General features: G+C 57.9%; 18 protein-coding genes. 6 read left to right on the top strand and 12 right to left on the bottom strand.

Annotated features, from left to right (window positions below; translation table 11 throughout):
- Window positions 1-51: 51 nt before the first annotated feature.
- Genes CO660_RS30800 through CO660_RS30775 form a run of 6 tightly spaced genes read right to left on the bottom strand, consistent with a single transcriptional unit; the run spans window position 52 to window position 5,580 of the window.
- The gene (locus tag CO660_RS30800) at window positions 52-1,269 is read right to left on the bottom strand and encodes a DegT/DnrJ/EryC1/StrS family aminotransferase (RefSeq protein ID WP_097601721.1); all 1,218 of its coding nucleotides are present in this window, start codon (window positions 1,267-1,269) and stop codon (window positions 52-54) included.
- Window positions 1,266-2,237, bottom strand: coding sequence for an NAD-dependent epimerase/dehydratase family protein (locus CO660_RS30795; protein ID WP_097601720.1), 972 nt, complete (start codon window positions 2,235-2,237; stop codon window positions 1,266-1,268). The genes CO660_RS30800 and CO660_RS30795 overlap by 4 nt, the downstream gene beginning before the upstream one ends.
- Window positions 2,234-2,950, bottom strand: a complete 717-nt coding sequence (locus CO660_RS30790) for an acyltransferase (RefSeq protein ID WP_097601719.1) — start codon at window positions 2,948-2,950, stop codon at window positions 2,234-2,236. Before CO660_RS30790 ends, CO660_RS30795 begins: the two co-directional genes overlap by 4 nt.
- Window positions 2,940-4,043 (bottom strand): DegT/DnrJ/EryC1/StrS family aminotransferase, encoded by a 1,104-nt coding sequence (locus CO660_RS30785; protein ID WP_097601718.1) that lies wholly within the window; start codon window positions 4,041-4,043, stop codon window positions 2,940-2,942. Before CO660_RS30785 ends, CO660_RS30790 begins: the two co-directional genes overlap by 11 nt.
- A complete protein-coding gene (locus CO660_RS30780; protein WP_097601717.1) occupies window positions 4,040-5,077 on the bottom strand; it encodes a Gfo/Idh/MocA family oxidoreductase in 1,038 nt (345 codons plus the stop codon). The genes CO660_RS30785 and CO660_RS30780 overlap by 4 nt, the downstream gene beginning before the upstream one ends.
- The gene (locus CO660_RS30775) at window positions 5,074-5,580 is read right to left on the bottom strand and encodes an acyltransferase (RefSeq protein WP_085777572.1); all 507 of its coding nucleotides are present in this window, start codon (window positions 5,578-5,580) and stop codon (window positions 5,074-5,076) included. The genes CO660_RS30780 and CO660_RS30775 overlap by 4 nt, the downstream gene beginning before the upstream one ends.
- 555 nt (window positions 5,581-6,135) lie before the next feature.
- On the opposite strand from CO660_RS30775, the gene CO660_RS30770 reads away from it, so the two are divergent.
- The gene (locus CO660_RS30770; protein ID WP_097601716.1) at window positions 6,136-6,912 is read left to right on the top strand and encodes a response regulator transcription factor; all 777 of its coding nucleotides are present in this window, start codon (window positions 6,136-6,138) and stop codon (window positions 6,910-6,912) included.
- A gap of 174 nt (window positions 6,913-7,086) precedes the next feature.
- Here CO660_RS30770 and CO660_RS30765 read toward each other — a convergent pair whose 3' ends face one another.
- From CO660_RS30765 to CO660_RS30740, 6 genes are all read right to left on the bottom strand, one after another.
- Complete coding sequence (locus CO660_RS30765) at window positions 7,087-8,925, bottom strand: glycosyltransferase (RefSeq protein ID WP_097601715.1); 1,839 nt, start codon at window positions 8,923-8,925, stop codon at window positions 7,087-7,089.
- A gap of 4 nt (window positions 8,926-8,929) precedes the next feature.
- Window positions 8,930-9,973 (bottom strand): UDP-glucuronic acid decarboxylase family protein, encoded by a 1,044-nt coding sequence (locus CO660_RS30760; protein ID WP_097601714.1) that lies wholly within the window; start codon window positions 9,971-9,973, stop codon window positions 8,930-8,932.
- Window positions 9,974-10,019: 46 nt separating this feature from the next.
- The gene (locus CO660_RS30755) at window positions 10,020-11,474 is read right to left on the bottom strand and encodes a sugar transferase (protein WP_176536412.1); all 1,455 of its coding nucleotides are present in this window, start codon (window positions 11,472-11,474) and stop codon (window positions 10,020-10,022) included.
- Window positions 11,475-11,481: 7 nt separating this feature from the next.
- Window positions 11,482-12,348 (bottom strand): WecB/TagA/CpsF family glycosyltransferase, encoded by an 867-nt coding sequence (locus CO660_RS30750; RefSeq protein WP_097601713.1) that lies wholly within the window; start codon window positions 12,346-12,348, stop codon window positions 11,482-11,484.
- Between the two features lie 612 nt (window positions 12,349-12,960).
- Window positions 12,961-15,090: a right-handed parallel beta-helix repeat-containing protein gene (locus CO660_RS30745; protein ID WP_097601712.1), complete on the bottom strand. Its 2,130-nt coding sequence runs from the start codon at window positions 15,088-15,090 to the stop codon at window positions 12,961-12,963.
- Window positions 15,087-16,406 carry an O-antigen ligase family protein gene (locus CO660_RS30740; protein WP_097601711.1) on the bottom strand — a complete coding sequence of 440 codons (1,320 nt, stop codon included), beginning with the start codon at window positions 16,404-16,406 and terminating at the stop codon, window positions 15,087-15,089. The genes CO660_RS30745 and CO660_RS30740 overlap by 4 nt, the downstream gene beginning before the upstream one ends.
- Before the next feature lie 618 nt (window positions 16,407-17,024).
- Between CO660_RS30740 and CO660_RS30735 the strand changes: the two genes are divergently transcribed.
- From CO660_RS30735 to gmd, 5 genes are read left to right on the top strand one after another with little or no spacing between them, the layout of a single operon-like run.
- On the top strand, window positions 17,025-17,975 hold the full coding sequence (locus CO660_RS30735) for a glycosyltransferase (protein WP_097601710.1): 951 nt from the start codon (window positions 17,025-17,027) through the stop codon (window positions 17,973-17,975).
- Window positions 17,972-19,075 (top strand): glycosyltransferase family 4 protein, encoded by a 1,104-nt coding sequence (locus CO660_RS30730; protein WP_097601709.1) that lies wholly within the window; start codon window positions 17,972-17,974, stop codon window positions 19,073-19,075. Before CO660_RS30735 ends, CO660_RS30730 begins: the two co-directional genes overlap by 4 nt.
- Window positions 19,066-20,211: a glycosyltransferase family 4 protein gene (locus tag CO660_RS30725; RefSeq protein ID WP_097601708.1), complete on the top strand. Its 1,146-nt coding sequence runs from the start codon at window positions 19,066-19,068 to the stop codon at window positions 20,209-20,211. Before CO660_RS30730 ends, CO660_RS30725 begins: the two co-directional genes overlap by 10 nt.
- Window positions 20,208-22,415 carry a polysaccharide biosynthesis tyrosine autokinase gene (locus CO660_RS30720; RefSeq protein WP_097601707.1) on the top strand — a complete coding sequence of 736 codons (2,208 nt, stop codon included), beginning with the start codon at window positions 20,208-20,210 and terminating at the stop codon, window positions 22,413-22,415. The genes CO660_RS30725 and CO660_RS30720 overlap by 4 nt, the downstream gene beginning before the upstream one ends.
- 52 nt (window positions 22,416-22,467) lie before the next feature.
- Complete coding sequence (gene gmd / locus CO660_RS30715; RefSeq protein ID WP_097601706.1) at window positions 22,468-23,559, top strand: GDP-mannose 4,6-dehydratase; 1,092 nt, start codon at window positions 22,468-22,470, stop codon at window positions 23,557-23,559.
- Window positions 23,560-23,787: the final 228 nt, after the last annotated feature.

The raw sequence follows: 23,787 nt of genomic DNA, 5'->3' as shown, positions 1-23,787 counted from the left end.
TGCGCGCTTTTCTGATGTTGTATCGACATGCCGCCTCGTGCAGGCGTCACTTCAGGCAGGTACGACGTGCTCAACGGGCTGATGGGCGGCGCGCCCGGTGCTGACGTCGATGATGGCCCGGCGCAATGTGTCGACGACCCTGACGAGATCCGCCTCCGTCATCTGAGCATAAAGCGGCAGGATGACGGTTTGCTGCTGCGCAGAAACGCTTCTTGGCAGGTTGGTGGCGATGCGATGGGAGTTTTGACCGGAATAGGCGCCCTCGAGATGAATGTTCATCACGCCGCGCCGCGTCGATATTCCTTGATCGAGCAGCGCCTGCATGACGGCTCGCTGGTCGATTTCGTCGGACAATCTCACGCAGAAGCTTTGCCAGTTACTGCGAGCCCAGCGGGGCTCGGTCGGAACCGACAGACCTGGGATCGTGGATAGCCTCTCGCAATATTGCGAGGCAAATCGCCGTCGCTGTGCAACCAGCTCCGGCAGCCGCCGCAGTTGCACCCGTCCGACCGCCGCCTGTAGGTCGGTCATACGGTAGTTATAGCCGAGCTCATCATAGTCCTCGAAGATCACCTGTTTGGAGCCATGGCGGACAGCGTCGGTGACGCTCATGCCATGTTGGCGCCACAGCCGGAATTTTCGGTCATATTCCGGATTCACAGTCGTCAGCATGCCGCCATCACCGGTGGTGACGACCTTTCGGGGATGGAAAGAGAAGCAGGCAATATCGCCATGCGGTTTGCCGATCTTTTCGCAACGCCCTTCCCACAGGATTTCGCTTCCCGTCGCACAGGCCGCGTCCTCGATAACCGGTATCGAATTGCGCTTGCCGATCTCCACGATCGAACGGAGATCGCAGGGCATGCCGAGTTGATGCACGCACAGGATTGCTTTGGTGCGGGGCGTGATTGCCGCTTCGATCAAGCTGGGGTCGATATTGTAGCCATCCGGCTCGATATCGACGAAGACGGGCACCGCATTGCAGTATCGAACAGCGTTCGCGGTGGCGATGAACGAATGGCTGACCGTGATGACTTCGTCACCGGAACCTACGCCAACCGCCATCAAGGCGAGATGAAGCGCGGTCGTGCAGTTGGAAACGGCGCAGGCGTGCTCAGTGCCGACGAACGCCGCGAATTCCTTCTCAAATGCCGCGACTTCCGGCCCCTGCGTGACCCACCCCGACAGGATGACCCGGCGTGCGGCCTCGGCCTCTTCCTCTCCGAGGACGGGTTTGGCGACTGGAATTGTGGATTGAGGTGAGCTCATGCTGCCGCCCCTCCCGCGGCGGTCTGCTGCTGCCACCAGGCAACGAGATCGCGAAGCCCCTGTTCCATTGATATCTCCGCCTTGAAACCGAGGAGCCGTTCGGCCTTGCTGATATCAGCGAGACGACGGGTTACGCCGTTGACGGTCCGGGCTTCTTTGTGCTGTGGCTCGAGTGAAACGCCCATGACGCTGCTCAGCATCTGAGCGAGTTCCAGGAGGCTTATTTCCTGTCCGCTCGCGACATTGAATACTTCGTCCGTGACGTCGCTCTTTGCGGCGAGAATGTTTGCGCGCGCGATGTCGCGTGCATCGACGAAGTCCATCGTCTGGCTGCCATCTCCATAAATGAGCGGCGGCATTCCAGCCGCCAGGCGCTCCATCCAACGGATCAGCACTTCCGTATAGGCGCCGTAAACGTCCATTCGCGGTCCGTAGACGTTGAAATAACGCAGCGCCACATAGCGCAGGCCATACATTTCCGCGAAGCTGCGCAGCAGCCCCTCATTGAACGTCTTCGCCGCACCATAGATCGTCCGGTTATTGTAGGGATGATGCTGCTCGGTCGTCGGGAAGCTTTCGGCCAGCCCCAGCACCGAGGCGGAGGAAGCAGCAACGACCTTCGACACGCCTGCCTTCACGGCAGCTTCGAGGACGTTGAACGTGCCCTCGGCCAGAACATCGAAGGCGAGCCGCGGTTCTTCCGCGCATTGCGTGATGCGGATCGCCGCCTGGTGAAAGACGACGTCGACGCCTTCGAAGGTTTTCGCCAGCAGTGCCCTGTCGCGGATATCACCTTCGATGATGTTGACGGAGCCGCTTGATATTGCCGTGCTGAGATTGTCCCGGCGCCCGCGCACGAAATTGTCGAGGACGATGATCTCGCGAGGTTTTTCCAATGCAACAAGATCGGCAATATGCGAACCGATCAGACCGGCACCGCCGGTGATGAGCACCCGTTTGTTTCTCATGATCTTTCCTTACGCGACATGTTCGTCATCGGATCATTCTCCGAACGCCAACGTATGAATTTCGCCGGTACACCGGCGGCAACCGAGAACGGCTCGACGTCGGAAACGACAACTGCACCCGCTCCAACGATCGCCCCCTTCCCGATGGTCACGCCGGGAAGAATGGTCGCATTCGTTCCGATATCGGCCTCGGCACAGATGCGGACCGGCTTGATTTCAAGATCCGTACGGATGATCGGCACGTCTATCGGCAGTGCGGTGTGGGTCGAGCCAAGCACCTTGGCGCCCGGCCCCCACCCGACAGAATCCTCGATCACAAGTTCGCGCGCGTCGAAATAGGCCATCGGGCCGATCCAGACATTGTCGCCGATGACGCAGGTGCCATCGTAGCGTCCCTGGATGTAGGCCTGAGCGCCGATGAACACGCCATTGCCGATTTCGAAGGTTTCCGGATGTTTGAAACCGGCGCCGCCTGCGACCTGCAGACCTTCGCCGCAGCTGCGCGTGATAGCCCGCCAGATGGCTTTGCGCATCAGCGCGTCGACGACGCCGTCGCCTGTCGCGAAGCGGCCGTAGAGTTCGATCAGGCCGGCGCGCCCATATGCTTGCCTGAGCTCTTCGGCGAGCCCCGCTTGATAGGCTGGATCTGCCGGCTTCTGGCTGCGGCCGTGGACGGCCTGCACGACACGAGCCTCGCGTGGACTAGCTGACATAGGCATACTCCAGCGCAGCCGCGACCTGATCGACGTGCTGTACGGGCATTTCAGGGTAGATCGGCAAGGAGAGAACCTCGCGTGCGGCGGCTTCCGAGACCGGGAAGTCCCCTGCTTGGTAACCGAGGTCGGCATGGGCCTTTTGCAAATGAACGGGAATAGGATAGTGCAGACCGGATGGAATGCCCTCTGCTGTGAGCACACGCTGCAGGCCGTCGCGATCGCTGCTTCTGACGGCATAGACATGGTAGACATGCCGCCGCTCGGCAGCCTCGACAGGCGTTCGCAAATGCGGCGATCCTGCAAGCAGCGAGGAGTAGCGGCGGCCATGCGAACGGCGAGCTTCGGTCCAGGCTTCGAGATGCCGGAGCTTGACGCGCAGGATTGCACCCTGGATGGCATCCATGCGGTAGTTGAAGCCCTTCAGCAGATGGTGATAGCGCTGTTCCTGACCCCAGTCGCGCAGCATGCGCATTGTCTTGGCCTGCTCATCGCTGTTCGTGACGGCGATGCCGCCCTCGCCGCAGGCGCCGAGGTTCTTACCGGGATAGAAGCTGAAGCAGCCCGATGCGCCGATGCTGCCGGCGCGCGCGCCCTTATACCGCGCGCCATGTGCCTGGCAGGCGTCCTCGATGACCGGGATCCGGTAGTGATCAGCGACTGCCATTATGCCATCCATATCGGCCATCTGGCCGTAGAGATGGACGGGAATGATCGCCTTGGTCCGGGAGGTAATCTTCGCCTCGAGTTGAGCGGGATCCATCGTGAGCGTCACGGGCTCCACATCGACGAATACCGGTGTTGCGCCCGTGTAACAGATAGCCGACACAGTCGCGACGAAGGTGAATGGGACGGTGATGACTTCATCGCCGGGACCAACGCCCGCCGCAAGCAAAGACAGATGCAGGGCACTCGTCCCGGTGTTGACGGCGATCGCGTGTTTGACGTTGCAATAATCCGCAAATTCCTGCTCAAGGCGGATGACTTCCTCGCCCAGTATGTATTGCCCAGAGGCGAGCACGCCGAGCACGGCGGCGTCGATTTCGCTCTTGATCGATTGATATTGTGCTCTGAGGTCCAAAAAGGGGATCATGCGATGCGCCTCGCCTCTTCGAGCTCGACGATACGACCGCGCTGCGCGAGCGAACGGCTTGCGGCTTCAAGGACCCGAACGACACGCAACCCGGCATGCCCGTCCGTAATGGGCCGGGAATTCTGCTCGATGCACTCGACGAAGTGATCCAGTTCGCGCTTCAATGCCTCGGTCATATCGAGCTTGGGTGCCCACATATCGCCGCTGCGGTAGCCGACCAGCATCTGATGCACCTTCTCGCCGTACGCATCGGAATTGGGGCACATGGTGATGCCCTTGTCATAGACCTTGATCTTTTCGCTGGGCTCGAGATCGTCATAGACGATCATCTTGTTGCTGCCGCCGATCAGCGTGCGGCGCACCTTGACCGGCGCCAGCCAATTGACGTGGATGTGCGCGATGAGCTTGCTCTCGAAAAAGAGCGTCAGATAGGCGATGTTCTCCGGCTCGCCGAGCACGTGGCTCATGCCCGTCGCGGAAACAGCCACCGGTTTTTCCTGCAGGACGTGGTCCAGGATGGAAAGATCGTGCACCGCGAGGTCCCAGATGACGCTGACATCATGCTGAAAGAGCCCGAGATTGACCCGAACCGAGTCGTAATAATACATGTCGCCAAGGCCGCTTTCGACCAGTTCGCGCATTTTCCGGACGGCGCCGGTGTGGACGAAGGTATGATCCACGGCGAGCACGAGGCGTCGGCGCGCAGCTTCATCGACCATTCGCGACGCTTCTTCCGCCGTCGCTGCCATCGGCTTTTCGACGAAGACATGCTTTCCGGCCATCATCGCCTGCATTGAAAGCTTGAAATGCGTCGAGACCGGCGTCGCGATGGCGATCGCGTCTACTCTCGGATCGCGCAAGACTTCCTCGAAATCGTCCGTGACCGTTATTGCGGGGTACCGGCTTTTGACGGCCCCCAACCGTTCGACATTGAGATCACAGACTGAAACAAGATGGGCGCCGGCCGCTTCAGAGATGTTACGAACCAGATTTGGACCCCAATACCCGTATCCGACAACAGCGATACCGATCATTCCATTTCTCCCAACGCAAACATGTCTACCGGTCCGTCATTGACGCGGCCGATTACCCTGGCCGGAACGCCCGCGACGATGGCGCCGTCTGGCACGTCCTTTGTTACAACCGCTCCGGCGCCGACCTGCGCAGCCTCTCCGATGGTCACGCCGGGCAGGATGGTGGCGTTGCTGCCAATCGACGCGTGGCGCTTGACGAGTGTAGGGATGAGTATCCAGTCGGTCTCCGTCTGCAGGCTGCCGTCCGGATTAATGGCGCGCGGGTAGGTGTCGTTCGTAAACATGACCCCGTGGCCGATGAACACGCCGTCTTCCAGCGTCACGCCCTCACAGAGGAAGGAATGGCTGGAAATCTTGCAGTCTCTCCCGACTACGACATTCTTCTGAATTTCGACAAAGGTGCCGATGCGCGTTCCTGCGCCGATCGTGCAGCCATACAGATTCACGAGATCTCGATGGTGGATGACGCTGCCGTCACCCAGCTTGACGTTTGATGCAATCATCCCTGAAAACCCCTACTACTCCTAACAGGGCCCGATTTTCAGTTGAAACAGACAATCGGGCGATTGCGTCCAAGGTTTCAAACCAACAGGACAAATATTTCTCTCACCTCAAAGAGAATTGTTTTCGTCATCCGAGTAAAGAAACAAAACGTTTAAGCTTATTCACCCAAAGGCGTATCTACTTATGACGACTTACGCCCTGGTGTATGCCCTGCACCAGCATTGGTGGCGGGCTCATCCTCCCTACCCGTCGCCGCGCCTACGCCGAAGACAGCGATTGTTTCCATGTGTTTAGTGGCCCGCGGCAAATCGGAAATATAATAACATAGACTATCTGGAAGACATCGTAGTAAGACCTAAGTCTATACTCAGGCTTATCTTCGGATTTAAATTCGATACGGTAAGTTGTGCTGTACTTAGCCTATATTAGCTACTGTAACGTTCCGCGAATTGTGGTATTCGATTCCTACTTTAGAGTTTCCCAAACCCCCGTATTGAGAGGGGTCGGTACTCGGGTCGTAGTGAAGCGTAACGTGTTAGTGGGAGGGTGAAGCTGTGAATTCAGCACTTATACCGAATTTGGACCTCAGGCAGGAACACGTACCTCTTCATAGGATAGAAAATAACGCGCACACACTCGCGTTGTCGGCGGGACAAACGCATTCGCTTGTCATTCTCGACAATCGTGAACTTGATCGCCAATGCCTGGCGCAATGCATGGCTGCGCAAAAAGCGGACCTGCAGATTCTGGCGTTTGGATCGATTGAGGAGTGGAAGCAGAAGCGCGACGAATACGCTCCGCTTGCAGCAATCCTCTTGAACATCGGCGGCAAAAAGGTCGATGAACCAGCCGTTTCGGAGCAAATCCGCAAACTTTCTTCGGAATTCGCGTCTACACCCCTTATCGTATTGGCCGATAGCGACGACTTCGGCCAAATCGTTAGGGCTCTTGAGTACGGCGCCAAAGGGTTCATACCCGCCTCGGTCAGCGTCAGCGTCTGCATGGAGCTGATCGCGCTGTCGGTGGCAGGAGGAATATTCGTGCCTGCAAGCGCCTTGTTCGCCATGCGTCACCTGCTGGACTCGAGCAACTCGACCGCCCGTCCGCTCTCCGGCATCTTCACCGATCGTCAGGCAGAAGTGGTGGAGGCGCTCCGACGCGGAAAGGCGAACAAGATCATCGCCTACGAGCTCAATCTCAGAGAAAGCACGGTGAAGGTGCATGTCCGCAATATCATGAAAAAGGTCAAGGCGACTAACAGAACGGAAGTCGTGTTCAAGCTCAACGATCTTTTTCAAAGTAATCTTTCGGGCGGCTTAGCAGCAAACTGACGGTGCCGATGCGGTCAGCCGATAGACCTTGCTTCGCATCGCCAGCACATTTTCTCTCTAGAGGTGGCGGCACGGAAATACGCCACCGAGTCGATCATCTAAAGCGTGCCGCGATCTTCCGGATTCGCGTGTCACGCTTTAGGTGCTTGTTATCGCAGTGGCATTTCCCCACAGCTAATTGCCGGTGCCCAAAGGACGCTTGGAAAGCGCCAGCCGAATCTTGCTCAACTGAGCTTTCTGCGAATGGGGGACCAGACGCCGCGCAAGATGCCAAAAATATCGGAACTCCGGCAGAGGCGGCACATTCGGCCTCAACCCATTCAGGCGCAGCTTGATCATTAGGCCATCTATGCCCGAATAGACTCGCAGGCGCCAACCAGCATCAGGTTTGAACTGTGGCGGTGCTACTTTCTCACCACCGCTTGCGCCAGCCCGAACCTGACGAACAACGCTTGCAAAATCTGGCTGCCGGCACTGTTCAAGAGTATCGGCGAACCAAGCAAGCCACTCGGAATCGGTTCGATCAGGAAGCTGATGAATGCTTTTCCGATCAATGCCATGCCGTCCTGAGACGACCCCATCGGCTGAGCGAGCGAGTTCAGCGATCACGAGGCGCGCGCGTCTGAACTCGTCATGCGACAGAGAAGGATAGAAGTTTTTCAGCCTCCGCGCCCGCTCAAACTGGCCTCTGCAGATCAAAGCAAGAAGGAAGTAGGCCCACTCGACCGGATCCGGATCGCGTGCCCCATATTCGATGGTGGTCACCTTGATAAGGTCCACCAGAAGGTCATAAGCGCGATCGGCGTCACCCTCCTGCAATGCGCAGACGGCAAGGCGCAATTTCGCTTCGGGCAGGTAAGATACATAGTCGAGGCAGCTGAGGTAGCAGTGCTTGGCCTCCTCCACCCTACCCTGTTGGAGAAGCAGGTCCCCCTGCTTCAGCAAGACACGATCGCTTGCTTGCCCGACGATATGGACGCTCTCTTGCTTTGAGATACGCCTGACCTTTGTAAGATCGCCGAACGGGCCGGACTGGATGATCTTTTCGCCGAATTGCAGGCCTCTGTTCAGCATGAACCACTGATATATTTGCGGCCTGTGGCTCAACGTATGACGTGAATGGATCAAGTTGAAACCGGCTGTTGTGATGCGTCTTATTTCGTCGGGATGGGCAAAAAGATAATCCAGTCGCTCGACCACGTTGCGGCCGTCAACAAAGAGGCAGTTCTCCATGTCGACAAAGCCGGCTGCCTCCACTGCTGCCGTACGCTCCGTCGCGAGACAGGCCTTTGCTCCGGGGATCTCAAAATGCTTGCGTACGACCTCGCCGCCCATGGTGCCGCAGGTGGGGACGACAAAGCTCGCGTTGAGCGCCCGCGCATAAGCTTCTCCAGAGAGGAGCTGGGCAGCCAGCTTGCTCTCATAGGCGTGTTGCGGCGAGACCAGACAGGGATACCGGTCGCGGATCATCGGAAAAACTGTCTGTCGCCAGGGATAAAGGCCATAGGCCTGACCCGTGAGCGTGACCGGGATGACCTTTAGCTGCCCGTAGTCGTGATAGACCTCGGGATCGATGAAATTTGGCCAGACGAACAGATTCTCCCTCACCGCCGGCATATACTCCGGCGCCATGGTTGCGATCGCGAAATACGTCTCGATGCCCCACTGCTCCATGTCGGAAAGGAAGCCGGCGCGTCGATCGCACCATGCATCTGCGTTATGAAGACCAAGTTTCGGAACGGCGAGATGGGTATTGGTGTTGCTGATTTTTATCCGACGTGAGCCATGCGATCGGTAACCGCTTTCAAACAACGTCAGATCCGGTTGGTATCTGTCGCAGATCTCGGCATAATCGCAGTCGCGGTTAACGACGAAGACATCGAAATGTGTGGCGAGGCATTTGACCTGCTGCTGCATGTGCAGCAGCAGGTAACCGGCCGCGTTCGCATTGGGCTGATGGTCCCATTGAAAGAAAACGAGCCGCGGTTTCCGATGATCGGCCTTGCTGCTCATGTCCCTATCGAATGGCTTCGGGAGCATTGACTTCGACGCTCGCAGAGGCCAGATGCGGATAGGGCACTTGCCGGGACTTGATGTTGAACCTGTTGTTTACTCCGCCGGAAAGCTTCCACTCAAAATAAGCGATTGTTCTCTCAAGCCCCTCACGAAGGTTCACCTTCGGCTGCCAGCCCAGTTGTTGCGTTGCGCGGCTGATGTCGGGCTTGCGTTGTGTCGGATCGTCAATCGGCAGAGGCTTGAAGACGATGCCCGACTTCGATCCGGTCATTTCCACCACCATTTCTGCCAATTCCCGAACCTGGAATTCTCCTGGATTGCCGAGATTGATCGGTCCTGTAACCCCGGCGGGCGCCGCCATCAATCGGATGAAACCGTCGATCAGGTCGTCCACGTAGCAGAACGACCGTGTCTGCCTGCCGTCGCCGAAGATTGTAATCGGCTCGTTGCGAAGCGCCTGAACAATGAAATTGGAGACGACACGGCCGTCATTTGTCTGCATTCGCGGACCGTAGGTATTAAATATCCGCGCCACCCGGATTTCCACGCCATATTGACGGTGATAGTCGAAGAACAGCGTCTCGGCGCAGCGCTTGCCTTCGTCATAGCATGCCCGCGGGCCTATGGGGCTGACGCTGCCGCGATACTCCTCGGGCTGCGGATGGACTGCCGGATCGCCATAGACCTCGCTTGTCGATGCCTGGAAGATCTTTGCCTTGGTGCGCTTGGCCAGGCCGAGCATATTGATCGCCCCATGCACATTGGTCTTCACGGTCTGCACGGGATCGTGCTGGTAGTGGACCGGAGATGCTGGGCAGGCGAGGTTATAGATCTCATCGACCTCCACATAAAGCGGGAATGTGATGTCGTGGCGGAGTATTTCAAAACGAGGATCGTCAAGAAGGTGCAGTACGTTATCGCGCGAGCCGGTATAGAAATTGTCCACGCAGAGAACGTCATTGCCCTCTCGCAAAAGCCTTTCGCAAAGGAATGATCCCAGAAATCCGGTGCCGCCGGTAACCATAATTCGCTTCTGTCCGTGCATTGATTTGCTCCGTTGTTAATGTTTGCCCACCGGGATGGAGAACATGTCAGCAGGCTCCCTTGCCTTTCAGGACCGCAGGAATTGTGCTGAGAAGGATGTGCCAATCGAACCACAAGGATCGATTGTCGATGTAGAACTCGTCCAGTTGCTGCTGCAGTTCGATATCCGCATTGCTTCGTTCGGATATCTGCCAAAGCCCCGTCAGCCCCGGCGTTACCGAGCGCCGCTTGGCGCGAAACTCGCTGTCCATCGCCGAAAGGTGATATTCCGGGAAGGGACGCGGTCCCACGAAGGACATCTCTCCTGCAATGATGTTCACCAGCTGCGGGAGTTCGTCGAAACTCGATGAGCGAAGGACATGACCGATCACCGGCAGGATGCGCGGATCCTGCCGAAGCTTGAAGTGGTTCGACCACTCGGCTTGTATGTCCGGATTGTCCCGGAACAATGTTTCGAGGCGCTGTTCCGCATCTCTGTACATCGTTCTCAGTTTCAGGACGCGCACCGGTTTGCCGGACAAGCCTTCCCTGGCATGTCTGAAGAAGACGGGACCCGGATCGATTGCATAGATCGCGGCGGCGGCAACCAGAATGCAGGGCATCAGCACCAGCGCTGCCGGGATAGCGATCACGAGATCGAGGACTCGACGAACCAGGTTCGAGCTTGCCGATCTCCCACCGACGGCCAAGCGAACACCGATCTCTCCGCCGACGTCAGCCGGTCGCAAACCGGTTATCTTGAAGTTCGGCGTGTCGGAGAGGAGGATGACTTCGGCGAACTGGCGACGCATCGTTGCCAAGTCGGCGACAAATGAGCCCGTATCGTCAGCGATCAAGGCAATTGACGGCCCGCCGTCGGGTGATACTTCCGAGGTATCGGGAGAAGAGAATTCCGGCCGAATGCCATAGTGCCAATGCTCTGAGAAATACGCCACAAGCGCAGGGATGCGATTGCGGGCACCGACGATCACTGCCCGCTCACCCCAGATACCAAGCCTCCAGGACAGTCCTCGTGCGGCCACACGCATAAGAGGTTGAACAACCAATCCGAGGCCCATGAAGGCGATGATTGGAAGCAGCACTCCTAGTCCTTCCGGCAGAAGGATCGCCCCAAGCGCTGCGATGACCACCACCTTGAAGGACGCTGTCGTGCGGCGGCGCAGATGTTCGTGGTCGTGAAGCCGATATCCGGGATAGAGCGCGTTCGATGCATAAAGAACGATTGCTGCCAGCGCTGCGACGGCGAAAGCGCGCTCCAGCACCATGTTCTCCGAAGAGTTCGAAAGGAACGGCAGGAGAAGAAGATAGGCTATCAGGTAGCTTGCGATGTCGCCGGCAATCAGAAATGACGACGTAGCGAGCCGAGGCAACCTGCGCCTGAATGGAACCGGTATTTTCAGCTCTGCCCGCTTGCTGAATTCGGCGGTCGGTGTGGGGTTTGCCACGAAAGGTTTCGTCTTCCGCAGGTCGGACGTGATTGCTGACGGCGCAAATAGGGACATGATCGCTTCACACCTTTACGGCTGTTGCTTTTGGCGCACTCGATCCAAAAACCTCGTCTTCGATCGGAAACTTCCGAAGCCCCAGTCTCTGGAATGCTGTCAGTGAGATGAAGGTCGGCACGACGAGGGCATACCGCCGCCACAGCCGTCGCGGCTCGCACAAAAGACGAAAGGCCCATTCGAAGCCGCTTCTTTGAATGAACCTTGGAGCTTGCCGCTTGAGGCCGGCGTGAAAATCGAATGCAGCTCCGACGCCGATAAGCATCGATGCATCCAGACGGTCACGCATGCGCGCCATCCAGAGTTCCTGCTTGGGGCTGCTCAGCCCCACCCAGATGATATCGGCGCCGGATCGATTGAGCCGGTTCGCAACATCGGCTTCCTCTTGCGGTGACAGTTTATGAAAGGGCGGTGCATAGGAGCCGGCTATCTCAGCTTCCGGGAATTTCGCGAGAAGCTGCGCCTGCAAGTGCTGCAGCGTCTCGGGCGTTGCGCCATAAAGGAAGTGGCGTATTCCCTTCGATGTACCGGCCTCGAAAACAGACAACATCAGATCAGGTCCGTACACCCTGTCGCTGTCCACATGGCCAGCACGCTTCAACGCCCATACCAACGGCATGCCGTCGGGGGTCACGAGGAATGCCCGGTTATGTATCGACCGGAGCTCTGGGTCATCTTGACATCGGACGACACCGTGTGCGTCGCGAACACACACATATTCCCTCCTGCCGTCTTCAATCCCTTTTTGAATAAAACCGGTCGCGCTTTTAAGATTAACTGCCGAAATGCGAACACCAAGAACATTAGTCCATTCCAGGGAGTCCTTTTGTTTAAGAACTGAAGTTTGGCTTCTGTCTGTCGGTTGCTTTCCCATGACCTACGCTTTCGCGATTTAAACTGTCATCAGAATATGCCGGCAGAGCGATTGTCTCCATACTTTCAGTTCCAACTATTGGACGTAGAAGACACTTCATATTCCTACGCCTTCAGCCGAGATAAGTTACAATATTCGAAGTAAGGCGGCGTACCCCACGGCTTGCCGCGTTGCTCTTTTTGATGAGTGCGACCCCGAAAGAGCGGTTTGACCTTCACAAGGCCGTAGAAGATAGTCACTCTCGCGCCAAGCCTGGGCGGACCTGCGCGCGAATAAAGCGGGGGAGAGATGATTAACCCAACAGGCGAGATGACTGGGCTGACGAACCGTCAGAACTGCCCGACAAACCAACCCTAGCAGGCTTCCGCGCCGGGAACTTGATGCGCGCACCTGCGTCGGCGCAGGCTTCGTCGTGGCGCAGGATCCGTTGGAATTTTCGCTCTGGGCACGCTCGCCGAAGCCATGACGTCATAGCTCTTGCCGGCAGTAGTCATTTTCGCGTCACGATCGGGGCGCTATTGCGCCGAGCAACCGCCGGCGAGTGGTCTGAGCTTCGTGTGGAGCGCAATACTCCCGCCAGCAGCGATATAGCCCGTCACGTTGCCGTTCTTGTCAATTGGAGTGCGACGCTACGCTGCCTACGTCGATCCCAGCCTTCTGAAGATCGCTTAGACTGCCAAACTCTCCCGAAGGCATGATCTCCGGGTGTATCCTGAAGCTCTTGTCGTTCAGATTGCCGTTGTAGCGATTACGCGCGAATTGCACCGATCCAAGCTTGTGGTCAGGCACGTAAATGTATGCCGCCAACCCATTGCCGCTGTCGACCGACACGATATTATCCTCGATGCGATTGGGGCCGGCCCAAGGCGGATGCCACCCCCGGCCCGTACCGTCATCGACGCGAAAGGCAGCCCCAGATCCGCCGGTAATGATGTTCCCCGTCACCAGGTTGCTCCAGCCGCCGTTTATGCCGATCGCCGATATATTATCCGAAAGCGTATTTCCTTCGATGCGCACTCCACTGGCCTTGCCGTCGGTATAGATCGCCCAACTGATAGGAGAAGGCCATTCACTGGTATTTTCATATCCAGGGGGCCAGAATGTCCCATCGACCCTGTTCATAAGCTGACCTGTTCCGGTGACGAGATTGTAGCGAATGCTGCTGTTCAAAGGGTCGGTCTGTTCACCCATCATCTTGATGGCGCCGCCGTCTGCCGTTTGCTGATTGGCGTTGCGGACCACGTTGTGTTCGATGATCGCGTCATGAACTGCGTCCTGATCTCCCCATAGCGAGCCACCGGCGATACCGAACTGGGCTGCGTTTTCGATGAGATTATGAGCAATCCTGACATTGTCGGCAGCCTGGAACCATATCCCGGCCGTTTCGAAATAGACCCTGCCGATGTCATGGATGTGGTTCGACAGGATGGTCGCACCGTGCGATTTGAGGAAGGTGCCATAGGTCGTGCCGACATAAATCCCGTTGCCGGCCACATCCGCAATCACGTTGCCGGCAATCAGGACATCTTTGCTCTCGGAAACGTGGATGCCTACGCCGACATTGTCGATGGAATTGCCGAGCAGCCGGACGCCGTCCGCCCGGTCGAGCCGTATGGCACCGAAGCTCCTGGTGTCGGTACCGAACTTGCCGCTGCCGCGCGGATCCCCATCCCTGAACTGGAGCCCGGATACAACCATTCCATCGGCTCCATCAAGCCTGAAGAATGTCGGCAGGATGCCGGCCACAGCCGTAGAGCTGATTGGCAATCCATCGGTCGGAATATAGACGAGTTGCTCCTTGGCGCGGTCATACCACCACTCGCCAGCAGCATCGAGCAGGGCCGCCGCCCCCGCCAGGAAATAGCGGCTGCCTTCCGCGGTGAAGAAGTAGGCAGTGCCTCTGGTGCTGATGGTCCGGTTGCCGGTGTCGATTGAAACTACCGGGAGGGTGTCACTGCCCCATTGGCTACCGGGGCTAAAACCACCGACAATATGGGCGACAAGCCCCGCCGTATTTTTCGAGATCGGAAGATCGCCGGCATGGAAGCAAAAGCGCGTATTGCCATGCCATATGTCGTCATCCTCTGTGCACTTGGCCGCAAAAAGCCATCCTTTGCGCGGATCTCCATCAAACGGGGCGTTGGGAAAGCGTGCCTGCGTCTGCAGCGCGCCCTTGACGAAAAGGTCGCCCACGGCCCTGCCTGGAGGCAGCTTCAGTGATGCCGTCCAGCGGCCATCGGTCTGTGCCGTCCAATTGCGTATAAGCGGGCCGCCGTGCAGAACCGGCGCTTCGTTGCACCTCGCCGTGATGACCAGGCCCGCGTCGCGCGCGTCGAAGACTATCGGTTCAGAGAGATAATAGTCCCCGCCGCCCAACGCGATCGTGTTTTGGCCGCCCTTCTTACGCGCAGCATCCTGAGCTCTCTCGATACTGACAAAAGGACCGTCGGTATGCTGAGGATTGGGTTTGGGAAGACGCCCACTCCAACCGTCCTTGCCATCAGGAGAAACATAGAATACCGCCCGGGCCGCAGATGTGCCCGTTGGTACATTGCTCAGTGAAGTCCCCTTCAGCCTGTCGGAAAAGGTCGCCGGCGACGCCTCCGCGCAAGTCGCTTCCCTAAGCGCCGTCTGCAGCTTATCGGGCGCATCTGCGTCCGAGGTCACTGAGGCCAGGTTGCTCGGCTGCGGAAAGAGCGTCGCAAACAGAATGCTCAAGATCGGTGCAAAATGCAGCCTCAAGTCTGCAGCTCCGCCGTTTTTCTGCGCGCCGATGCCCGCATTTTCTGGCCGGGACTCGTTGAAACCACGGGCTCGTATAGAGAGAACATGATGATGCCCGACATAAACAGAACGAAAATCGCGTCATTCTGGATCAGGAAGATGGTCTCGGTCATGTTCATCACCAAAATGACGACTGTGAAGACATTCAGCCAGAGCCAGCAATAGTGCGGGTCCCGGCATTGGAGGATCGCCCCTTGGCGCAATGCCTGTAGAAGCATCAGAGTGAACAAAATCATTCCGCTTATTCCGAAGTTCAGCAGTGTATCGCGGAATCCGCTATGGGCGTGGGGAGCCATCCATTGGATCTTCGACCAGATAATCCAGGCCTCGGGGTTCGCCTCTGTCCAAAAGGCCTGGTAGCCGAAGCCGAGCAGCAGATGATCGGCAATCTGACCATCGACCAGTTCCCACAAGGGCACTCGGCCCGTCAAAGTGGCATCCTTGCCAAGCGCCTCCAGGAATGGAACCAGGAATTCGTGAAGCAAAAGGAGGAGCCCCATGAACATTTGGACAAAAAACAGGATGAGGACGATGCGGCTGATGCCACCGATCCGCCGCAACAGGGAATAGAACCCGATCAAGCAATAGGCCGATACCGTCGCAATGATCGCGGTCATCGATCCGGAGCCCATGAGACAGGCCCCAGCCGCGATCAAGAAAAGCAAAGCGGTTCGCCGTAAACCCCGGCTACCGTCCATTAAAACGGCCGTTGACACCAGTATCATCATCGCGGCATACCAACCGAGACTGTTCTTATGGATGAATATGCCACGCACGGCGCCGTCCATCGGCATGCGAGCGAGACCCGGCGACGCCACGAAGACCAGCAGGCTGAGGACTATGCATGTTCCGAAGGTGGCAAATGCCAGCAGAAGCAACTGCCGTGGTGTGAAGCGTATCGCCAGCACGTAAGCCAGAAGCACCGTAAAGAGCAGGCCGATAGCGCGCCTGAATGTCGTTGATGGGCCCACCGACCAGAAGACGGACACAAACGGCATGGCGACTATCAGGGGGACAAACCAATTTCGCTTGAGCGCCGTTAGAAAGTGCGGAAAATTCCGTACCAGCATCAACAATGTAAAGCCGTATACGGGTAGACAAAGCAGACGCAATATAGACCTGGCGTGATCGCCAAGGGATCCGTCGGCGTCCGCCAGCATGAGCGGGAAAAGGGCGCCCGTCTGAAGGAAAAGGCAGAAGCCCGCGCCCCAGCACTCTATCGCTCGCCAACTGACGGTCGGCCCATTCGCGGCTCTAAGCGTATCGGCTCTCATTATCGGTCCCGATTTGCCTGGACAGATGAGAGGCTTTTGATCGCGGCAATTTGGAAAGACATGGGTCCCCTTTCACAGCTGCGCTGCTTACCAACGAACATCCCGCCACCTCCCCAGTCAACTGACGCAAACGAAGGCGCAGCTAAGCCTAACGCGCATACCCACCGTCCAAGGACGTTGGTTGGGTTAAAGCTCACGGCCTATCCCTCCCCCAAAAGTTGGTGCTTGGACCAACGGCATTGCCCATAAGAGCAGATGTCACCCGTGACCAATCGCCGGTAGCTTGGCTATGAAAACATACCGCGAAGATCGCGCTGAGCTGCAGTTGGTGGTGAAGCGAGGCAATAATTCTGGCGCAGCTGGCTGTTGGCAGGTGACGCTTGGAAGGGTTGGGATTCTTATGGTTCTGCGTCATGGTCCTGGTTTCGTATGCACTATAACGGAAGCGTCACGCGTTGCGGTGGTGATCCTACGAGCTCAGGGCGAAGGCCTGATCGCGCAGAATGATCCCTGTCCGCCTCTCATTTCTTTCCATCAATTCGCGTTGCCGAACGAACGAGCATTCGCAGCTCCGGCGTACCGATGTGTCGCGCAGCAACGCGCTTGAGAGGGGGTGTCATGGAGCGACCGACGATCAGCGTCCTCATCAACAACTACAACTATGGTTGTTTTCTTCCTCGGGCGATCGACAGCGCCTTGCGCCAAAGAGCGTCTGATGCCGAGATCATCGTCGTCGATGACGGCTCGAGCGATCACTCGCGCTCGGTTCTCGAAGGTTATGAGAAGCAGGTGAAGGTGCTCTTCCAGGAGAACCAGGGACAGGCCGCCGCCATTAATGCCGCTGTGAAAGCAAGCAGTGGCGACATCCTCTGTTTTCTCGATGCCGATGACTGGTGGGCGCCTGGCAAGCTGTCGGCAACAGCCGCTGCTTTCCAGTCGAATCCTCATGCATCGCTTGTTTATCACCGACTTCAGCCAACGCAGACCGATGGCTCAATAGTTTTCAAGCCAATTCCTCGGACCTTGTGTTCGGGAGATTTGTCGTCGCGGCTTGCGAGATCGGCTGGCTGGTGGCCCTTCCCACTGACGTCAGCCATCGCTGTAAGACGCAGCGCCTGGGATGCGGCAGGAGATATTCCCGAGCAGTTCCACATTTCCGCCGATGCCTGGCTCACGGGCCTCTACCCATTTCTGGGGGATGTTGTCGCCCTGTCGGATTCACTCGGATTCTACCGGATTCACAACAATAACTGGTATCGGCCAGTCGATGACGCCGCCATGCTGCGAAAGCGGATGGCCCATTGGCGGACTGTCGTTGACGCGACGAACCAGTTTCTTTCCGCGCATGGTTTAGCCGGAAGGCTGCGTCTGACCGATCACTTTCCGTATCGGGTCGCCTCAGCCAGGCTGGAGGGCGCAGATGCACGCACCCGGTTCAGACTTGCCGCGGAAGGTCTTTTTTTCGCCGGAGAACCAAACTTGCTGAGGCGTATGCGCGAGGCATTGCGGACAGCCCGCGACCTTCCTCGACGCGGTCAGGCGGTTAGCTTGTCGGAGTCGGCACGATGAAGGCGCTGATGCTGGTTTCCGAACTCGAAGACTACACCATCTCCTTCGCAAGCGGTGTTGCGCAACACCTGCAGGTCGTGCTCGCAGTCCCGCGTCGGCGCTACGCCAACCTTGTCTCCTCTTTCGACCCGGCGGTCGATCTGCACCTTTTGGACTGGCCACGGCACCGATCGCTCTCCAATCCCTGGTTCCTACACCAACTCACGCGTCTCATCCGGCACGAGCGGCCGAATGTCATTCACCTTCTGAGCAATTCCACGCTCTGGCTGAACTTTGCTGCGCCATTCTGGCGGCCGATCCCGCTCGTGACGACCGTCCATGATGTTGACGTGCATCCCGGAGATTCCGACACCCGAACGCTGCCGGCCTGGGCTCCGCGATTGATCGTGCGGCAATCGGGCCATGTCGTCGTCCATGGCGAGGGGCTGAAACGAATGGTTCTCGAGCGATATTCAAAATCGCCCGAGTGCGTCCATGTCCTGTCGCATCCGGCCATTCATCGCTACGCGGAACTTGCTCGACAGCACAAGATGACGCGGCGCCACGCAGATGGAACCTTGCGCGTCCTGCTTTTCGGGCGGATTTTTGCTTATAAGGGGTTGGAGCAACTGATCCGTGCCGAGGCGATGCTGAAGGACCAGCTCCCCAATCTGCGGATCACGGTCGCCGGCCGCGGCGATGATCCCTGGATCTTCCAGCCTCTTATGGGCGAAGCCGGCCGCTATGATATTCGCAACCACTTTATCGAGGATATGGAGGTCGCCCAGCTTTTTCTGGATGCCGATATCGTTGTTCTTCCCTACACGGAAGCCTCGCAGAGCGGTGTACTCAACCTTGCCGCGGCATTTGGCAAACCGGTCATTGTGACCGATGTCGGCGAATTGCGCGCCACCGTTCTGCCGAACGGACTGGGAATGGTGGTTCGGCCAGGGGACGTCGAACAGCTCGCCAGCGCCATCCGAACACTGGCTGATAACAACGAACTGAGAAGCAGCTTCGGAACCAGCGCGCTCGCCTGGGCCAGAGGTCCGAATTCGCCTGAACAGGTCGGGGCGCAGGCTGCGGCCGTTTATCGTGAGGTGGTCGGAGCATGCGAATGACGACGCTCACGGAGGGGAATCGGACAGCGGTGCGGAATGCCGCAGCAACCGTGCGCCACTATGTCCCGGGTGGTTGCGAGAACGGCGGCGGAATTGGCAGGCTGGTCGGCTATATATCACGCACGGCGAAGGAGGCAGGCGAAAAGCACGTCGTCACCGACACCAGAGGGCCTCGCTGGTCCTTGGTTACGTCGCCGATGCGCCTGCTCGGCGCCATCTTGATGATGGCCAAGGATCGGATAATTGCTCCGGCACGCATTCACCATATCCATATCGCCGGTCGCGGCAGCACCGCAAGAAAACTGATCCTTACCGAGGCTGCCCGTTTCCTCGGGTGCTCTCACATATTACACCTGCACGATTACGACTATGCGAGTGACTTTGCCGCACGCTCGCCACGGCAACAAATGCTCATACGCCGGATGTTCCAACATGCCGACCAGGTCGTAGCGCTGGGGCAGCGCGACCGTATGACGCTAACGACGCTTCTGGGCGTGGACGAGCGCCGCGTGGCCGTCATCCGCAATTGTGTTCCCGACCCCGGGGCGCGCAGTGTTCACGTCGGCAAGATGCCCTTGATCGTCTTTCTCGGCCGACTGAGCGAACGCAAGGGCGTTGGGGAGCTTCTGCTTGCCTTAAGTCATCCGATTATGAAGGCGCTCCAGTGGCGGGCCGTGCTGGCAGGCGACGGACCTGTGGAAGACTACCGACGCCAAGCCGCAGCCCTGGGCCTTTCAGATCTGGTAAAAATGCCGGGCTGGCTCGGCGCCGACGAGGCGCAAGCCTTGTGTGCCCGGGCAGATATCCTGGTCCTACCTTCGCATGCCGAGGGCTTGGCAATGGCTGTGGTCGAAGGGCTCGCCCACGGGCTTGCGGTCGTTACTACGCGCGTCGGCGCGCATGGCGAGGTCATCTCCGACGGTGAAACGGGTGTCTTCGTGCCTGTCGGAGACAAGGATGCCCTGGCTGCGGCGCTGGCCAAACTCGTCAGCGATCCGGAAATCCGCAACCGCCTCTCGGCCAAGGCCCGAGCTCATTATCTCAATCAGTTCAGTATGAAGGCCTACATGCGATCGCTGGAAAAACTCTACGACGCCGTCTCCGCGCAACCTCAAACGTCGGTTGGTGAACGATGACCATTTCAACTATCCCGCCAGACCGCAACACCTCGCTCTCGTCGATGCGCTACGATCCCCGGTTTCAGGTAGAAACCAGGTCGGACGACTTTGACCTCACTTCGGGCTTGCGTCTTATCCGGCGAAGGATGGTGATGATCGTGGCTATCATCACGCTGTTTATGGCGATCGCCGCAATGATGGTTTCGGGATTGAAGCCGAGTTTTCATGCCGAGTCCCGGCTGATTATCCACACGCCTCTGGCGACGAAACTCGGCCCGGAGGAATCCGGCCGCAACGATCCGCTGGACGCCACATCGGAGACCGAACGGCTTCTTTCGAGAAGCATTGCAGAGCGGGTAATCCGCGACGTGCGTCTCGATCAGTGGGCCGAATTCAATCCGGCGCTGCGGGAGAGGTCGTTTATCGACAGGATCCAAGGAATGCTGCGCGGTCTGGTTGACAATGAAAAACAATCCCGGCCGATACAAAACAGCATCGAGCCGATCATCCCGAAATACTACAAGGCATTGCGCGTATGGCGCGATGGCCAGGGTGACGTTATTCAGATCGGATTCGATGCGAGCGACCCCCAACTGGCGGCCTCGGTCCCGAACCGACTCATCAGCATCTATCTCGAAGAGCGGAAGGACGGTCTGCGGGGGCGCCTGGACGCGGCAGAAGAATGGCTTCTGCAGCGTATCGCCGAACAGAAGGAGCGCGCTGCAGCAGCACGCGATGCCGCCGACGCGTATCAGAAAACGATGGACGTCGTTTCGAATGACAATGATCAGGTTGAACAGATCAAGTCGATAATGGAGCTGGGCGAGCGGCAAACGAAAATCGAACAAAGCCGCACTGAAGCAAGATCAACGATAGCTGCACTGGAAGCGGCCGACGACCTCTCGTTTGCCCTGCAGAATATGGTTATTCCCGACAACATTGGCGCAACGCAGCGGGAGCTTCGTGCGCAGGAGCAAGATCTCGAACGCCTTCTCGAGACATATGGCAACACGGCCCAAGCCGTGATCGATATGCGGGCGAAGATTCTCAAATCCCGCAGCGATCTCAAGCTTGCCGCCGAGCGATACCTTCAATCCATCCGCTCCAAGCTTGCAGCGCTCGATCATGAAGGCGACGCGGTCCGGTCGGCCTTGGCGGCTGCTCATGAGAAACGCGCTCGCTCTGCCCTGGCGCAAACGGAGCTGGCGCGACTGCAGCGCATGGCTGACAAGGAGCAGACCGCGCTCGATAAGCTCGAGGAGCAGCGCCGCGGCTTGGCTGCGCAAGCCATGCTGCCGGGAGCGGAACTGGAAGTTCTGTCACCGGCAGCAGTGCCGCTGGCGCCGCAGGGGCGCGGACGACTTTTCTATCTGGTCGGCGCCCTCCTGGCTTCGATATCGATCGCGGTAACAGCCGCTTTCGTGGTCGAGATGCTGGATAACTCGGTCCGCAGCTTCGATCAGATGGCCGGAATGCCTCGCGTTGCGCCGGCCGGATTCATCCCGCGCCTGAAACGGAAGGACCGGGGGGATCCATCTCTGCTCTTTGGGTACATTCAAGACGGGATGTTTGACGAAGCAATTCGCTCCGTCATAACTTCGCTTAAACAGTCCAACGGCGGAAAGCTGCCTAACAGTATTGTCGTGACGTCGGCTCACAGCGGAGAGGGCAAGTCGCTTGTCGCCAGATCACTGGCAATCGATCTCGCCGCCAACGGGAGTCCGGTGCTGCTTGTTGATGGCGACCTCAGACACGGAAATCTCGACTCGTTTTTCAAGTCAGAGCTACAGCAGGGATTGAACGAATTCCTGTGTGGACAGGCTGGAATCCGGGACATCATCGATCACCATCCGAGCGGCATCGACTTCATTCCGGCCGGCAATGCCACTCTCCATCGGCGCGCCCGCATGACGGATGCGGCTGACATCATCTCGATGGCCGCCTCGCTGGGCCAAGTCGTCATCTTCGACAGCGCACCCGTGCTCGCCTCGGCTGATACGATGCATCTGACGGCATTAGCAGAACGAACGCTCGTGGTGGTTAAATGGGGTAAGACCAGCCGTCGCGCCGTCGAATTTTGCTTACATCAGCTGAGGACTGCACGCAACGCAGAGCTTTGCGTTGCCATAAACAACGTCAATCCGAAACAACACGCCATGTATAACTTCAGCGATTCAGAATTGTTTGTGAAATCATTGAGGAAATACCACGAATTCACCTGAACCTGGACAGCATTCACACCTGATTCCGCCGAAACAAATTACGGAGACCGTAGTGAAGAATAAAAACAAGGTTGCGCTGATTACGGGTATAACAGGTCAGGACGGTGCATATTTGGCCGAGTTTCTCTTGGAGAAGGGCTATATTGTTCACGGCCTCAAGCGACGCTCATCGTCCTTCAACACCAGCCGCATCGAGCATCTATACGAGGATCCGCATGTCGAGAATCCCCGGTTCATCTTGCATTTCGGCGATATGACCGATTCAACGAACCTCATCCGTGTCGTTCAGGAAACGCAGCCGGATGAGATCTATAATCTCGCAGCACAGAGCCACGTGCAAGTCTCCTTCGAGACGCCGGAATATACGGCCAACGCGGATGGAACCGGCACACTTCGGCTGCTTGAAGCAATTCGCCTCCTGGGACTGAGCAGGAAGACACGCTTCTATCAAGCGTCCACCTCGGAACTCTACGGCAAAGTTCAGGAAGTCCCGCAAAGCGAAACGACGCCTTTCTACCCTCGATCACCCTACGCAGCGGCCAAGCTCTACGCCTATTGGATCGTGGTCAATTATCGCGAGGCATATGGCATGCACGCCTCGAACGGTATCTTGTTCAATCATGAAAGTCCGATCCGCGGCGAGACCTTCGTGACCCGTAAAATCACCCGGGCGGCGGCTGCGATTCATCTTGGACTGCAGGAGAGGCTCTATCTCGGCAATCTGGATGCGCAGCGCGACTGGGGCCATGCGCGCGAATATGTCCGCGGGATGTGGCTGATGCTGCAGCAGGACGAACCGGAGGATTATGTCCTTGCGACCGGTGAAACGCACTCGGTCCGTGCCTTTGTCGACAAGGCCTTTGCCAAGGTGGGCATGCCGATTGATTGGCGTGGGACCGGGGTTGAGGAAAAGGGGTATGACAAGTCATCCGGTCGGTGTGTGGTGGAAATTGATCCGGCTTATTTCCGCCCGACTGAAGTTGACCTTCTGATCGGTGATCCGACGAAGGCGCATACGAAGCTTGGCTGGAAACACGAGACCAGCCTTGATCAGCTGGTTACGGAGATGGTCCGCGAGGATCTGAAAGTCATGGCACGAAATGTCCCGGCGGTGAATGTAACCAGGGCCTTTGCCTATGCCTGAGGCGATCTGTCGCCAGCCACCGCGGCGTGGCGGGCTCCGCGATCGTGCGATCGTCTCGCTTCCGACAGCTGAGAGATTCAAACACTACCCTGCACAAAGCAAAAAGCCCGGCTCGAGAGCCGGGCTTTCCTGATCGACCGAAGTCAGACCAGATTAGAACGAACGCTGCAGGCGGAAGTAGCCCGTCGTGGAGTCGTCAGCGTCTTCCGGATCGAGGTACTGAACCGA

The organism is Rhizobium sp. L9 (assembly GCF_002531885.1).
Taxonomy (GTDB): Bacteria; Pseudomonadota; Alphaproteobacteria; order Rhizobiales; family Rhizobiaceae; genus Rhizobium.
Note: the sequence above shows the minus strand (reverse complement) of the source record. Positions and strands in the feature narration are given on the sequence as shown.